Source organism: Marinobacter sp. M5B (assembly GCF_042604615.1).
Taxonomy (GTDB): domain Bacteria; phylum Pseudomonadota; class Gammaproteobacteria; order Pseudomonadales; family Oleiphilaceae; genus Marinobacter; species Marinobacter salarius.
The window spans coordinates 4,150,176-4,163,978 of the sequence record NZ_CP156894.1; the positions used below are offsets into that span (position 1 = coordinate 4,150,176).

A 13,803-nucleotide genomic window follows, 5' to 3' on the forward strand; every position below is an offset into this window, starting at 1 on the left:
CGAAACCTGTATTGGCTTCAATACGGTATTTCCGAGATCGGAGATCATCCGCCGGCAATTTCCCCCGGCTCAATGTCATCCAGATGGCGCTTGACGGCAACCCAGGCGCCTAACCAGCCTAACAGCATGGCTGCAATTATCAACGCCAGCGCGCCATCGACGCTCAGCCCGCTCAGGGAAAACTCACTGCGGTACAACCCGGCTAGGCGCTCCACTGGGCCACTGAGCCACCAGAGCGACACCTGGAGCAGGATAAAAGCCACAATGCCACCGCCCAGGCCAAACCAGGCCCCGGTATAGAGGAACGGCCGGCGCACGAAAGCGTCGGTGCCACCCACCAACTTTGCCACCAGAATTTCGTCGCGGCGATTTTCAATCGCAAGGCGAACGGTATTGCCAATCACCAGCACCACGGCGGCCGCCAACAACAGCGCCAGCGCCCAGACGGCACGGCCCAACAGGTCGGTCATGGCGTTCAGACGCTGCAACCAGCCGAGATCCACCTGTACCCGGTCAACACCGTCCAGCCCTTCAATAACCTTCAGCAGCATTTCCACGCCGTCAGCGGTGCGGGAACCTTCACTGGGTGTGACCAGCAGAGTATGGGGAAGCGGGTTTCCGTCCAGGTAATCGAGGGCGTCTTCAAGGCCGGAAGAAGCGCGGAACTCTTCCAGCGCAGTCTCACGGTCGATCAGCTCGACTTCCGCCACCCGGCTGTCATCAGCCACCTCGGCTTTCAATGACCGGGCATCTTCAATAGAAACGGCGTCACTCAGATAGGCCGTCACCCTCGCCGAGCTTTCCCAGCCGGCACTGACGCCTTCCAGACTGGCCAGCAACAGCATAAGCGCCACTGGCAGCGCCAGCGCCACGCCCATCACCGTCCAGGTCATCATACTCGCCACTGGTGAGTGCCAAAGACGCTGCGCGCTGTCCCGGGCCACCTTACGATGATGATTCAGGTAACTTTCGGCCTGCTGGCGCCAGGGAGAACGGGCACTTTTGGCGCCCCGGGCAGGCTGCCGTCGGGGATCGTTAGCCATGAAGCCCCCCTTTTGCGCCAACGCCTGTCACCAGCCGACCATGATCGAGAGTCAACGTACGGCGACCAAGATCGTTAATCAGTGCAATGTCGTGGGTAGCAATCAACACCGTGACCCCGACCTGACTGAATTCCGCAAACAGCCGCATGATATCGGCAGACAATTCCGGGTCCAGGTTACCGGTGGGCTCATCCGCCAACAGTACCGGGGGCTTGTTCACCACGGCACGGGCAATGCCCACCCGCTGCTGCTCACCCCCGGATAGCTGCATCGGGTTCATCTTTTCCTTGCTCAACAACCCCACCTTGTCCAGAGCGGCCCGCACGCGGCGACCGATATCCCGGGCCGGGGTGCCCATCACCTCCAAAGGCATGGCGACGTTGTCGAACACGGTGCGATCAAACAATAACTGGTGATTCTGGAACACCACACCGATGTGTCGGCGGATGTACGGCACCTGACGGCGCGGCAGGGTATTGAGCACCTGCCCGCCCACAATCACCTCGCCGGCGCTGGGGCGCTCCATCACCATAATCAGCTTTAGCAGCGTACTTTTGCCAGCACCGGAATGCCCCGTAAGAAACGCCAACTCACCACGCTCCAGGCCGAAATTGACCTGACGCAACGCGGTATGGTCGCTGTCATAACGTTTGGTGACCTGGCGGAACTCGATCATTGAAGGTTACTTATCCGGGCTTTCATCAAACAGCGCATCCACAAAGGTGCGGGCATCGAAGCTGCGCAGGTCGTCTACCTGCTCCCCCACACCAATGTAACGGATGGGTAGCTGCAACTGCCGGGCGATGGCAAACACAATACCACCCTTGGCCGTGCCGTCCAGCTTGGTCAGGGTAATGCCGCTGACCCCCACCGCCTGCTGGAACACCTGGGCCTGACTCAAAGCATTCTGGCCGGTGCCGGCGTCCAGAACCAGCATGACTTCGTGGGGCGCGGACTCATCCAGCTTCTTCATGACCCGCACAACCTTCTCCAGCTCGCTCATCAGGTTGTCTTTGTTCTGAAGGCGGCCGGCGGTGTCCGCAATCACCACATCCACACCACGGGACTGCGCAGACTGAACAGCATCAAAGATGACGGATGCGCTGTCGGCGCCGGTATGCTGGGCCACGACGGGAACGTCATTACGCTCGCCCCACACCTGCAACTGCTCAACCGCCGCGGCACGGAAGGTATCCCCCGCCGCCAGCATCACCGACTTGCCGTCCCGCTGAAAAAGCTTGGTGAGCTTACCGATCGTAGTGGTTTTACCAACACCGTTCACACCCACCATCAGGATGACGTAGGGCTTTTTGCCCGCATCAATTTCCAGGGGCTTTGTCACATCCGCCAGCAGGCCATGGAGCTCATCCCTCAGGGCCTTGCGCAGGGCTTCGCCGTCCTTGAGCTGGTTGCGCTCCAGTTTGTCGGTGAGCGACTCAATGATTTCCGACGTGGCAGTCACACCCACATCCGCCATCAGCAGCGTGGTCTCGATTTCCTCGAGCAGGTCCTCGTCCACCTTCTTGCCGATGGAAAACAGATCCGCAAAACCACCGGTCAGATTGGCACGGGTTTTACCCAACCCCTTACGGATACGCTCGAAAACACTGACCTGAGGTGCTTCCGGCTCTGGTTCAGGCTCCGGCGTTGCCGGGGATTCAGCGGGCGCTTCCTCATCAGCAGGCTTTTCAGGTGCTTCCGCGACCGGCGCGCTATCGGGCTCGGACTTAGGCTCCGCCTTCTCCTCCGACCCGGATTTCGGGGTAGCACCTTCCGGAGCCTCCGGCTTCTTCTGGGGCACCGGCTTTGGCCGGGGTACACGCTGACGGTTTGCCGCCACATCCAGAACAAACACAAGGACAAGAAGGGCCAGAAGGCCGATAGCAATCCACTCTGCCGTCATAGTCATACCATTGGTCGTCGATTCGCGGGATACAAGAAAGGCGGTATTCTAGCAGACTGACCGGCCTAAGTGATGGCCGCAGGTGACTCGCCCCATAAACCTTCGTAACATGGCGCAACCTGCACCGGCAGGCGTACCAAACCATGCTCAAGAGGCCTCATCCCCATGGCGCGCACTCAGAAACCCAGGCCAGCCAGCAACGGCGGCGAACTCCGCATCATCGGCGGCGACTGGCGCAGCCGCAAACTGCGCTTCCCCGAAGCCGGCGGCGTACGCCCTACACCGGCACGCACCCGCGAAACCCTCTTTAACTGGCTGACGCACCACCTGCCCGGTAGCCGCTGCCTCGACCTCTTCGCCGGCTCCGGCGCCCTGGGTCTTGAAGCTCTCTCCCGAGGCGCTGGCCCAACCACCTTCGTCGATCACACGCCCGCACTCGCCCAGGCCCTGAGAAGCAACCTGCGCCTACTAAAATCGGAAAACGGAGAAGTGGCCTGCCAGGCTGTCGACACCTACCTGGCCCAGCCACCGGCCAAACCCGTCGACATCCTGTTCATGGACCCACCCTTCAGACAGGGCTGGCTGGAAAAGCTGTTCCCGATGATTGCGGACAATGGTTGGGTAAAACCCGGGGGCTGGATCTACGCAGAACACGAAAGCGACATGCCAACGCCCTCAGCGCCAGCCAACTGGACCCTGCACAGACAAAAAACAGCAGGCCAGGTGACCTACTGTTTATTCAGAGTGAAGGAATCAGCAGACTAAAAGGGCGATCACGGCGAAGGCCGAAGAGAATAAGCCCGCAAATGCGCCGCAAAGTCTTCCAGATAACGAATGCCACTGGCCTCCGCCTCCCGGCACCACTCCATCAGCGCATGCAACTTCTCCTGCGGCTTCAAACCACGGCGACGCCACAACTCCTGCAACTCATTACTCTTCTCATAAATCTGCCGCAGCACCGCATTGCTCTCCAGAGCAATTTCCAGGTGCTCCTTCTCCTTCGGCTTGATCAGAGTCACCTCACGAGACAGCAACCGCTTCAGACTGCGATAACGCGGACGAATCTCCTCATCCATCACCGCCTTCTGCTGACGCAACACCGGCTCCATCACCCGCTTACGATACTGACGCATAATATCGAACCGGCTGTTGGTAATGGCCTGAACCGTCTCGACATCCACTTCCTGCTTACCAGGTACATAATGTGCGATCGGCTTGAAGCCCTTGGGATTCGCCAACCGGAAGAACTGGAACAGACGAATATAGCCCCAGCCAATATCCACTTCATACCAGCGGCGAGACAGCTTGGAGGAATTGGGGTAGGTGTGGTGATTATTGTGCAGCTCTTCGCCGCCAATCAGGATGCCCCAGGGCGAAATGTTGCGGGCATTATCGCTGCATTCGAAATTGCGATACCCCATAAAGTGCCCGATGCCATTGACCACACCGGCAGCCCAGACCGGAATCCACATCATCTGCACCGCCCAGATCCAGATACCGTGAACACCGAACAGCAGCAGATCAATCACCGCCATCAGTTGAATGCCCAGCAGTTTATAGCGGCTATACACGTTGTTCTCGACCCAGTCTTCCGGGGTACGCTGGCCATAACGCTCCAGAGTTTCTGGCGTACCGGCCTCGTCGTACAGTTCGGCACCTTCAAGCAGCACCTTACGAATACCCAGGACCACCGGGCTGTGAGGGTCTTCCTCGGTTTCGCACTTGGCGTGATGTTTACGGTGAATCGCCGTCCACTGCTTGGTGTTCTGGGCCGTGGTCAGCCACAGCCAGAAGCGGAAAAAATGCGCCAGCACCGGATGAAGATCCAGCGAGTTGTGGGCAGAATGACGATGCAGGTAAAGCGTAACGCTGATAATTGTGATGTGGGTAAGCCCCAGCGCAACCAGAATCAGCTGCATCACCGAAAGGTCCAGAAGACCGTTGTACCACATAGAGTTTTCCTCGTTCGAAATCCGGGTCCGGCACTGCCCGACAAACCGTATTGAGCCACTTTAGCGTACAGTTGTTAGCCCGAACAACCGCATTTGGATGCGAATTTGTTACCGATTACACTTATCCGTTACCGCCCGTGCCGCTGGAGTATATCCCTTTGCCCGAATTGCCCGAAGTAGAAACCACCCGACGCGGCATCGCCCCCCATTGTGAAAACCGGACCATCACTCAGGTAACCGTGCGCGACGGGCGCCTGCGCTGGCCCGTGCCGGGCAACCTCGCGGAACTGATCGAAGGCTCTGTCATCCACACCGTGGACCGCCGGGCCAAATACCTGCTGATTGGCGTAAGCTCGGCCACCGTTGCCGGAACATTGATCGTGCACCTGGGCATGTCCGGCAGCCTGCGGGTGATCACCGATCAGAGTGAGCCCCTACTTCATGACCACGTGGAACTGACACTCGACAACGGCATTCGCCTGCGCTTCAACGACCCCCGCCGCTTTGGTTGCTGGCTCTGGTCCGAAACACCGGACCAGCATCCACTGATCGCCAGCCTGGGGCCGGAACCCCTGGCACCGGAATTCAACGGGCGCCTGCTCTATCGACTCTCGCGGGGCAAGAAGACACCGGTAAAATCCTTCATCATGGACAACCATGTGGTGGTGGGCGTGGGCAACATCTATGCAAACGAAGCCCTGTTCAAGGCCGGCATCCACCCCCGTCGCGCCGCCGGCCGCATCAGCCTGGACCGCTACAACCGCCTGGTGGAAGCCATCCGCGAAACGCTCAGTGCGGCCATTCTCATGGGTGGAACCACCCTGCGGGACTTTGTGAACAGCGACGGCAAACCGGGCTATTTTGCCCAGTCGCTGCTGGTGTATGGCCGCAATGGCGAGTCCTGCCGCGAGTGCGGCCATCCGCTGAAGGAAATCCGGATGAACCAGCGCTCGACGGTTTACTGCGGAAAATGCCAGCGCTGAACGGCGGCCAGACAACTAATGAAACAGAAAAATCGTTTGAAAATACGCAAATATGATTCATAGTTAACAGAGTATCCATAATCGTAAGCTACACTGTGCGGTATATGTATCGTCAGCCATCCAAGGCAGGGCGACCATCGGCCAGATCAGAACGCCGACAAGCTAAGGTAAGCTCAGGAGAAACAAGAAATGACCGGTAAGATTTCCCACATCGTTATTACAGCCGTAGCGGTTTGCCTGCTGGCTTTTTCCTCCGTCGGCCACGCTCAAGCCATCGACGAAGAACCTACAGCACTGGCAATGACAGGCGATGCGCTGTTTGTTCGCCCGGCCCTGTTTGCCACCACCATCGTGGGAAGCGTGGTTTACCTGGTATCCCTGCCGTTCTCCGCACTGGGCGGTAACGCAGCGGAAGCCGGCGAAGTCCTGGTTGTTGGCCCGGCCAAAGCCACCTTTGTTCGCTGCCTCGGTTGTACTCGCACCGGCAGGAAACAACAGCCCATTGAACAAAGCGGTAACTGATCCGTAAAAACCCGCCTTGCCAATTTGCGCATTCTTCGGCAGCCTGACGTTTAACCAACTTCAGGCTGTTTTTGTTTATGGTGAACTGGCACTCCCTTGAGACGGTGTTCCTGGATATGGACGGAACACTGCTCGACCTGCATTTCGACAACCATTTCTGGCTCGAGCACCTGCCCAGGCGTTACGCCGAGTACAACAATCTCAGCCCGGAAGAAGCCCGTGACACTATCATTCCGATGATCATGGCCGAACGTGGTTCTTTGAACTGGTACTGCACCGACTACTGGAGCGACCGGCTGGACATGGACATCACCGGGCTCAAGGCCGAAGTGGGCGAACGCATTGGCTACCGCCCGCATGTGACGGATTTTCTCGATGCCGTCCGTGATATCGGTTTGCGCTCCGTGATTGTCACCAACTGCCATCCGGACCCGCTCAGCTTGAAGCTTCAGCGCACCGGCCTGGACAGCCGGGTGGACAACATCATCTCGAGCCACCAGCTGGGCAAACCCAAGGAAAATCCCGCCTTCTGGCAGGACCTCGCCGGGCTGGAAGCCTATCAGGCCGCCGCAACATTGATGGTGGACGACAGCTTCCCGGTACTGGAAAGCGCCCGCACCGCTGGCATCGCCCAGTGCCTTGCCATTCTGGCACCAGACAGCAGGCAGCCCGCCCGCGACCGGCACCCCGACATCCCCTCGATTCATCATTTTGATGAAATCCTGCCGGCACTGCGTCAGCGCCAACCCCTGCCATCCGGCCAGTGAGCCAGCTATACTATGCGTATACGCTCATCAGGTGAGGAGACATGACGGCAACCACCACTGACGACACCCGCGTAAGACTCGACAAATGGCTGTGGGCAGCACGCTTCTACAAAACCCGCAACCTCGCCAAGCAAGCCATCGAAGGGGGCAAGGTTCACTACAACAGCCAGCGAACCAAACCCGGAAAACTGGTGGAGCCCGGCGCCAAAGTGACCCTGCGGCTGGGCTGGCAGGAATGCATTGTGGTGGTGGACGACATCAGTGACCGGCGCCGGGGCGCCCCCGAAGCCCAGAAGCTCTATCACGAAACCGACGACAGCGTGAAACGCCGGGAAGAACTCTCGTGGCAGCGCAAAACCATGCAGGCGGCGCAGCTACCCCCGGCCAGACGGCCTTCCAAGAAAGACCGACGGGATATACAACGCTTCCGGGAACAGAACGGGCTCTAGCATTCCTGTTTCCCGCCCCAATGATTACCGTTTCCGACTTTAACGCTCAGGAGAAATACCAATGGCATCCCGGGACCAGTTCCAGCGATTTATTTTTGAAGACAGCCAGGTCCGGGGAGCCTGGGTGAAATTGAACGACAGCTATAGTGAAATTGGCAACCAGGCTCCCTACCCCGCGTCCGTGCGGCGCATGCTGGGGGAATCCCTGGTGGCCAGCGTGCTGATGAGCAGCACCCTCAAGTTTGAAGGCACCCTATCCCTGCAAGCCCAGGGCGACGGCCCGCTGCGCACACTGATGGCGGAGTGCAGCCATGATCGTTTCATCCGCGGCCTGGCCCGCTACGACGAACACGCCGTGACCGAGGACTCCCTGAATGCGCTGCTGGGCGAGGGCCGCATGGCCATCACCATCTCCCCGGACAAAGGCCAGCGTTACCAGGGCGTGGTGCCCCGGGAAGAGGAAAGCCTGGCCGGCTGCCTGGAAGAATACTTCGAACGCTCCGAGCAGATCCCCACCAGCTTTTTCCTGTTTGCCGATGAAAACTGCAGCGCCGGCCTGATGCTGCAGAAACTGCCCGGCGACACCGAACAGGATTCCGACCTGTGGGATCGCCTTAACCACCTGGCCAGCACCGTCGAAGCCGAAGAACTACTGACCCTGGACAGCGAAACCGTGCTCCATCGCCTGTTCAACGAAGAAACTGTGCGCCTGTTCGATGCCGAGCCCGTCGCCTTCCGTTGCAGCTGCTCGCGGGAGCGAACGCTGGGCGCCCTGGAATCCATCGGCAAGGAGGAGTGCTACAGTATCCTCGACGAGCAGGGTTCCATCGAAATGGACTGCCAGTTCTGTCATCAACACTATCGCTTCGATAGAAATGATATTGATCACCTTTTCACCGGCCATACGTTACACTGAACACCCGGCTGAACGGCCCGGAAGCCAGTCGTAGAGCGGTTTCCGGGGCAGTCGTTTTTTACCGGCGTCTCTGGCATAATAGCGCGCCTGAATTGACCCGATTGCTCAGATTTCCGTCAATTTTTAGGGGGGACGGCCTGAGTAATCACGATCACATCCCGAGGGCGAGGTCGAAGTGAGTAACACTTATAATGATCTGAGTGCAGCACAACTGGTTGAGCTGGCACTGGAAAGACGCGAAGGCCAACTGGCCGCAAATGGTTCTCTGGTGGTCAAAACCGGTGAACGTACAGGCCGGTCCCCGAAAGACCGCTACATCGTCGAAGAGCCCAGTACCTCTGACGATATCCATTGGGGCCCCATCAACCGCCCGTTCGATGCGGACAAGTTTGATGCCCTCTGGGATCGCGTTGAAGCCTACATCGCCGAGAAAGACAGCTTTGTAAGCCAGGTACACGTTGGCTCCGACCCGGAACACTACCTGCCAGTGCGCATGACCACCGAAACCGCCTGGCAGAACCTCTTCGGCCAGAACCTGTTTATTCGCCCTGACAGCTTCAACCCGGCCGACAAGCAGGAGTGGCAGATCCTCAACGCCGCCAATTTTGAGTGCGTGCCCGAGCGCGATGGCACCAACAGCAACGGCTGTGTGATCATCAACTTTGCCAAGCGCAAGGTACTGCTGGCAGGCATGCACTACGCCGGCGAAATGAAAAAGGCGATGTTCTCCGTACAGAACTTCCTGCTGCCGGAAAAAGACGTGCTGCCCATGCACTGCTCCGCCAACGTTGGTGAAGACGGCGAAACCTGCCTGTTCTTTGGCCTCTCCGGCACCGGCAAGACCACCCTCTCCGCCGACCCTGATCGCTTCCTGATCGGCGACGACGAGCATGGCTGGGGCCCCGGCACCGTCTTCAACATTGAAGGCGGCTGCTACGCCAAGTGCATCGACCTGAGCCAGAAGAACGAACCCATTATCTGGGACGCCATCCGCTTCGGTGCTATCGTTGAGAACGTCACCATCGACCCGGAGACCCGCGAACCGGACTACACCGACGTCTCCCTCACCGAAAACTCCCGCTGCGCCTACCCGCTGGAGCACGTTGAGAAGCGCGTTATTGAGAACCGCGCCGGCGAGCCGTCACACATCGTCTTCCTGACCTGTGACATGACTGGCGTACTGCCGCCCGTGTCCATCCTCAGCAAGGAAGCCGCGGCCTACCACTTCCTCAGTGGCTACACCGCGCTGGTGGGCTCCACCGAAATGGGCTCTTCTTCCAAGCTGAAAGCCACTTTCTCCACCTGCTTCGGCGCGCCGTTTTTCCCGCGCCCGGCCGGCGTCTACGCCGAACTGCTGATGAAGCGCATGGATGAGTTTGGCAGCAAGGTCTTCCTGGTGAACACTGGATGGACCGGCGGCCCCTACGGCGTGGGCGAGCGTTTCAGTATCCCCACCACCCGCGGCATCATCGCCGCCATCCAGAATGGCGACCTGGACGATACCGAGACCGAACACCTGCCCACTCTGAACGTGGACGTGCCGGTCGACGTACCAGGCGTGGACAACAACCTGCTGAACCCGCGCAACACCTGGGCCAGCAAGGAGGACTACGATGCCAAGGCCGCCGAGCTGATTGGCCAGTTCGTGGAAAACTTCAAGAAGTTTGATGTTTCCGACGCCATTGTGGAGGCCGGGCCGAAAGTATAAGCCCGCCTTTACTGAAAAAGCGCCCTGCTCTATGAGCACGGCGCTTTTTTTGTGCTCGGACAGACAACCTGCCGCTGAACCATGAGCGTGAGGCCGATATGATTGGGAGAACGGTGACTGCCTCGATACTACATGGCGGCACGGTGAGGTGTAGGCTAAGCTGTTGTTTACCTTGATCGTTGACGCACGAACACACCGTGATTGGATGGAATCATGAAGCGGTCACATTTTCGCAATCACTGCGACGTCGGTCTAACTGCTGTTAAGTGTCACGTATGAAATGTCTGCATTGCCAAGAAGAGTTCGGATTAGGGGAGGCGCTAGCTAAAAGCCTGTTTAGCTGGCCCGAAATGGCAACGATTTGGTTTGAGTGCGGGAGCTGCGGGAAGGGAAACCATATAAGATTCCAGAAAGGCGGGTATGGACAGATTAGAATGCTTGGGGCGCCAGGCCCTGAGTGGGAGCAGATTGTATTCTTTCCTTGCTCATCAGTTCATGTTCGCCAAGATCCGAGCTTTCTTCATGTTTGGGTGGGAGAAAAACACTATGAAGTGGCTGCGAGGGAGTGAACACTTAACCATGCCAGCCACGGCGACGGCTTTTACATTGCGGCTGCGCCTCCATTTCAAAACCGCGCGTGCTGAGCGGCGTTAAGTGCATTTAAGGCTGAACTACTCAGCTCTTTTTCTGAGCTGTCACGGTCAAGGGCGATCACGCCTCTTTTAGGTTTTGAAGACAGGGAAGTTGGCTATGCAGGGCGCAACCCGAGGAATTTTATACATCGTTTCGTTTGTAATGGTGGTCTACGGATTGTCTGACTTGGTTGCGCAGTTTAAGGCTGGCGAAGAATTAAGTTGGTCCGTGCCCCTTGTCTTTTTTTGTATCGGCGCGGGCGTACTTACCTTTCTAATACTCGCTCCAGATATGTTCAGCCATGGTGAGCCAGACGACTCTATCTCAAGCACCACTGATAGTGACGATGTTGGGGGTTCTGATGTATAGGTCCTCCCCAGCTCTTAACGAGTGACGGTTGTCGGACGCACCTGCGCTCCGGTACGCCGCAAAGCCAAGCGCTATGAACCAGCACGGAGAATTTTATGCTCGAATTGAGACCCAACTGTGAGTGCTGTGACAAGGATTTACCGCCGGCCTCCCTTGAGGCTGTCATCTGCACATTTGAATGCACATTCTGCAAATCCTGCGCATCTGGCGTTTTGGCTAATCAGTGTCCCAACTGCGGTGGTAATTTTTCGCCCCGCCCCATTCGCCCGGCATCACTGCTGGGTAAATATCCAGCGTCAACGCAACGTGTGGTCAAGGCTGGTGGTTGCACCCCCTAGCCCGCCTACCTTTGAGCCAAGGAAGATCCTGGTATCTCCGTTAGTTGCCAGATACCCGACTCAACCGTTCCTGCAACGGCCCCACCACCGCATCCAGAAATTGCCGCACTCGCGGTGACAGCAAACGGCTGTGCGGAAACACGAACTGCACCGGCAACGCCGGGGCATTGTATTCCGCCAACACGGGTACCAAAGTGCCGCGCTTAAAATCCTCCTGCGCCTGGTAGCCTAACACCCGGCATATGCCCAGGCCATCCCGGGCGGCGGCGAGTTCGGTGTCAATCTGGTTGGCGCTGACTACGGGATGAATGCGCTGCTCCCACAGCTCTCCCTCTACCTGAAACTGCCACACCTCGCCGGCAGGCGTGAACCCCACGGTCGGCCAGTCTGATAGCTGCTCGGGATGACTGGGCAGGCCGCGCTGTTCGATGAGCTCAGGGCTCGCACAGAGTACATAGGGCGTACTGCCGACCTGTCTCGCCACCAGTGAGCTGTCAGCCAGGTGACCAATGCGCAGGGCCAGATCAAAACCTTCCTCTATCACATCGACGATGCGGTCGAGCAGGATCAGTTCCGCGCTCATGGCGGGGTTCTGTTTCAGCCATTGGTTCAGTAATGGTGCGATGTGCAGACGGCCAAACGTTACAGGCGCAGTGATCGTCAGCTTGCCAGCGGGGTCGGCGCGCCGGCTATCGAGTTGGAACTCTGCGGTCTGGATGTCCGCCAGAATACGGCGGCAGTGATCGAGGTATTCGCGCCCCTCATCAGTAAGCGCGATACGGCGGGTGCTGCGATTGAGCAAGCGAACACCAAGGTGCTGCTCCAGACTGGCGAGGGTTCGCACGACAGCGGCCGGGGATCGGTCCAGTTTGTCAGCGGCTGCGGAGAGGCTGCCCTGATCCACAATGGCGACAAAGGTACTCATGGCTTTGAGTTTGTCCATCGGCGGGCACCGTCGCAGCGTGTGGCAGGGATTTGTGCAAAAACCTGAATAATCCTAACAGGTGGACGGCATTTATTGAATCCGCGTGAAGGCGTCTACTGATGGCACAACGTCATTCATTCGGAGCCTGTCATGAAACAACCCCAGCCGATTCGCCAGTACGATCACGTCGGTATCCGGGTCAGCGACCGCCAACAGGCCGTGGCCTTCTATGAACAACTCGGGTTCCAAGAGATACGCCGCTTCGACAAGTACGAAGCCAATGAAATGGAAACGCCAGACGGCGTGCGCATCAACCTGATCTTCAACGCCACGCGATTACCCCACGCCCGGAACGTGTTGCTGGATGAGCCGGTCAAGCTACCCGGTGTGACCCATCCCGCCTTTGTGGTCGACGATCTTTACGCACTGAAAGACTGGCTTGATCAGGCAGGCATTGCCATTACCGAAGGCATCCACCGTCTCGGCCCGCGCCGGATCACGCTGTTTATTCGTGATCCCGACAGGAACGTACTGGAGTTCAATCAGTTATTGCCTGAATCAGGGCCCGCCAGCACACCCACCAGCAACAACCATTAACGCTCAGGAGGCACATGCCATGAAACTATACGATCTGGAATTGTCCGGTAACTGCTACAAAGTTCGTCTGTTTGCTGCATTAGCAGGCATTGATCTGGAACTGGAACCGGTGGATCTCCCGGGTGGCGATCACAAACAATCACCGTTTATCGCACTCAATCCCTGGGGCCAGGTGCCGGTATTGGCCGATGATGGCGTTGTTCTGCGCGACTCTCAGGCGATTCTGGTGTATCTGGCTCGCCAATACGGCGGCAACCAGTGGTGGCCAGACGGCGCAGCACAGCAGGGCGAAGTCATGCAGTGGCTGTCGACCGCCGCCAACGAGATTCACGCTGGCCCAAACGCCGCCCGTTTGATCGACAAGTTCGGGTACCCGCTGGACAAGGCGCGCGCACTGGACGTCAGTGCTAAAGTTCTTCCGTTGATCGAGAAACATCTCAGCGAACATCAATGGCTGGCACTGGGCCGGCCCACCATTGCCGACTGTGCCGTGTTTCCTTACGTCGCAACGGGCTGGGAAGGTGGCGTAACACTCGAGCGATACCCAGCCATCCAGGCCTGGATCGACCGTATAAAATCGCTGCCTGGATACATCGGGATGCCAGGGATTAAATAAGGTTTAAGACTCCACGACGATAACAATAATCGCTATGCTTTGATCTGGGTGGCAGAACAATGCAATCTACGCAGATCCAGGC

Annotated in this window: 16 protein-coding genes; 11 read left to right on the top strand and 5 right to left on the bottom strand. The window is 58.2% G+C overall.

The window, feature by feature from the left end; all coding sequences use genetic code 11:
* Positions 1-44: 44 nt before the first annotated feature.
* Genes ftsX through ftsY form a run of 3 tightly spaced genes read right to left on the bottom strand, consistent with a single transcriptional unit; the run spans position 45 to position 2,946 of the window.
* Complete coding sequence (gene ftsX / locus AAGD24_RS18835; RefSeq protein ID WP_075195797.1) at positions 45-1,043, bottom strand: permease-like cell division protein FtsX; 999 nt, start codon at positions 1,041-1,043, stop codon at positions 45-47.
* On the bottom strand, positions 1,036-1,719 hold the full coding sequence (gene ftsE, locus AAGD24_RS18840; protein ID WP_007155690.1) for a cell division ATP-binding protein FtsE: 684 nt from the start codon (positions 1,717-1,719) through the stop codon (positions 1,036-1,038). Before ftsE ends, ftsX begins: the two co-directional genes overlap by 8 nt.
* A gap of 6 nt (positions 1,720-1,725) precedes the next feature.
* Positions 1,726-2,946, bottom strand: coding sequence for a signal recognition particle-docking protein FtsY (gene ftsY / locus AAGD24_RS18845; protein ID WP_075195798.1), 1,221 nt, complete (start codon positions 2,944-2,946; stop codon positions 1,726-1,728).
* A gap of 165 nt (positions 2,947-3,111) precedes the next feature.
* Between ftsY and rsmD the strand changes: the two genes are divergently transcribed.
* Entirely contained in the window at positions 3,112-3,711 is a 600-nt protein-coding gene (gene rsmD, locus AAGD24_RS18850) for a 16S rRNA (guanine(966)-N(2))-methyltransferase RsmD (RefSeq protein ID WP_075195799.1), read from the top strand.
* Between the two features lie 8 nt (positions 3,712-3,719).
* Here the strand turns inward: rsmD and AAGD24_RS18855 are convergent, their stop codons facing one another.
* A complete protein-coding gene (locus AAGD24_RS18855; protein WP_041333040.1) occupies positions 3,720-4,898 on the bottom strand; it encodes a fatty acid desaturase in 1,179 nt (392 codons plus the stop codon).
* Between the two features lie 158 nt (positions 4,899-5,056).
* Here AAGD24_RS18855 and mutM point away from each other — a divergent pair, with 158 nt between their 5' ends.
* The 8 genes from mutM to AAGD24_RS18895 all read left to right on the top strand — a co-directional run bounded on the left by mutM (position 5,057) and on the right by AAGD24_RS18895 (position 11,583).
* Positions 5,057-5,881, top strand: coding sequence for a bifunctional DNA-formamidopyrimidine glycosylase/DNA-(apurinic or apyrimidinic site) lyase (mutM, locus tag AAGD24_RS18860; protein WP_036211298.1), 825 nt, complete (start codon positions 5,057-5,059; stop codon positions 5,879-5,881).
* Between the two features lie 189 nt (positions 5,882-6,070).
* On the top strand, positions 6,071-6,403 hold the full coding sequence (locus AAGD24_RS18865; protein WP_036211301.1) for a hypothetical protein: 333 nt from the start codon (positions 6,071-6,073) through the stop codon (positions 6,401-6,403).
* Positions 6,404-6,480: 77 nt separating this feature from the next.
* Complete coding sequence (gene yrfG, locus AAGD24_RS18870) at positions 6,481-7,170, top strand: GMP/IMP nucleotidase (RefSeq protein WP_379865968.1); 690 nt, start codon at positions 6,481-6,483, stop codon at positions 7,168-7,170.
* Positions 7,171-7,211: 41 nt separating this feature from the next.
* Positions 7,212-7,619, top strand: coding sequence for a ribosome-associated heat shock protein Hsp15 (gene hslR, locus AAGD24_RS18875; protein WP_036211307.1), 408 nt, complete (start codon positions 7,212-7,214; stop codon positions 7,617-7,619).
* Positions 7,620-7,680: 61 nt separating this feature from the next.
* Positions 7,681-8,535 (top strand): Hsp33 family molecular chaperone HslO, encoded by an 855-nt coding sequence (hslO, locus tag AAGD24_RS18880; protein WP_036211310.1) that lies wholly within the window; start codon positions 7,681-7,683, stop codon positions 8,533-8,535.
* 175 nt (positions 8,536-8,710) lie between these two features.
* Positions 8,711-10,243, top strand: a complete 1,533-nt coding sequence (locus AAGD24_RS18885; RefSeq protein ID WP_317307563.1) for a phosphoenolpyruvate carboxykinase — start codon at positions 8,711-8,713, stop codon at positions 10,241-10,243.
* Between the two features lie 750 nt (positions 10,244-10,993).
* Positions 10,994-11,245 carry a hypothetical protein gene (locus tag AAGD24_RS18890; RefSeq protein ID WP_126811138.1) on the top strand — a complete coding sequence of 84 codons (252 nt, stop codon included), beginning with the start codon at positions 10,994-10,996 and terminating at the stop codon, positions 11,243-11,245.
* A 95-nt stretch (positions 11,246-11,340) separates the two neighbouring features.
* Positions 11,341-11,583 (top strand): DUF1272 domain-containing protein, encoded by a 243-nt coding sequence (locus AAGD24_RS18895; RefSeq protein ID WP_379865971.1) that lies wholly within the window; start codon positions 11,341-11,343, stop codon positions 11,581-11,583.
* A gap of 40 nt (positions 11,584-11,623) precedes the next feature.
* Here the strand turns inward: AAGD24_RS18895 and AAGD24_RS18900 are convergent, their stop codons facing one another.
* Positions 11,624-12,526 carry a LysR family transcriptional regulator gene (locus tag AAGD24_RS18900; protein ID WP_379865973.1) on the bottom strand — a complete coding sequence of 301 codons (903 nt, stop codon included), beginning with the start codon at positions 12,524-12,526 and terminating at the stop codon, positions 11,624-11,626.
* Between the two features lie 132 nt (positions 12,527-12,658).
* On the opposite strand from AAGD24_RS18900, the gene AAGD24_RS18905 reads away from it, so the two are divergent.
* The gene (locus AAGD24_RS18905) at positions 12,659-13,105 is read left to right on the top strand and encodes a VOC family protein (RefSeq protein ID WP_126811129.1); all 447 of its coding nucleotides are present in this window, start codon (positions 12,659-12,661) and stop codon (positions 13,103-13,105) included.
* Positions 13,106-13,124: 19 nt separating this feature from the next.
* Positions 13,125-13,721 carry a glutathione S-transferase family protein gene (locus AAGD24_RS18910; RefSeq protein ID WP_126811126.1) on the top strand — a complete coding sequence of 199 codons (597 nt, stop codon included), beginning with the start codon at positions 13,125-13,127 and terminating at the stop codon, positions 13,719-13,721.
* Positions 13,722-13,803: the final 82 nt, after the last annotated feature.